General features: G+C 42.6%; 1 protein-coding gene. It reads left to right on the top strand.

Going from position 1 to position 646, the window contains the following annotated elements; translation table 11 throughout:
- Positions 1-612, top strand: a 612-nt coding sequence (locus HMPREF9442_RS09885) for an IS3 family transposase (RefSeq protein WP_050795516.1), incomplete at its 5' end; no start/stop codon positions are given.
- Between the last annotated feature and the right edge of the window lie 34 nt (positions 613-646).

The following is a 646-nucleotide window of genomic DNA, read 5'->3' as shown; positions in this document are numbered from 1 at the left end:
GTGCGGCGCATCATGATAGAGATGGGGCTTAAATGTCAGATTCGCAAGGTGCGTTACCGCTCCTATAAAGGAGAAGTTGGCAAGGTAGCTCCAAACATAATAGGACGAGACTTTGCAACCGTTGCTCCCAATCGCAAGTGGGCAACCGATGTGACACAGATAAACATAGGCTTCACAAAGCTTTACTTATCACCCATACTTGACATGTTCAATGGAGAGATAATCTCCTATAACATCTCAACAAGCCCGAATCTGGAGCAGGTGTATGACATGCTTGACAAAGCCTTTGCCAGGTTCGAGAGCCTTGACGGCCTTATACTACATTCTGACCAAGGATGGCAATATCAACATTACGGATACCGCAAGCGCTTGGAAGAGCATCATATAATCCAAAGCATGTCAAGGAAGGGCAACTGTCTTGACAACTCCATGATGGAAAACTTCTTTGGAATTATGAAGTCGGAACTGTTGTATGCTGAAAAATTCGATTCGTCGCAAGACTTTATAAAGGCTTTAGAAGAATATATAAACTACTATAACAATAAAAGAATCAAATCCCGCTTAAAAGGAAAGAGTCCGGTACAATACCGAACCCTTTCTCAATACGGATAATATTTAACCCGTCCAACTTTTTGGGGGCACTTCA

The sequence above is a fragment of the Paraprevotella xylaniphila YIT 11841 genome (genome assembly GCF_000205165.1).
In the GTDB taxonomy this organism is placed as follows: domain Bacteria; phylum Bacteroidota; class Bacteroidia; order Bacteroidales; family Bacteroidaceae; genus Paraprevotella; species Paraprevotella xylaniphila.
Note: the sequence above shows the minus strand (reverse complement) of the source record. Positions and strands in the feature narration are given on the sequence as shown.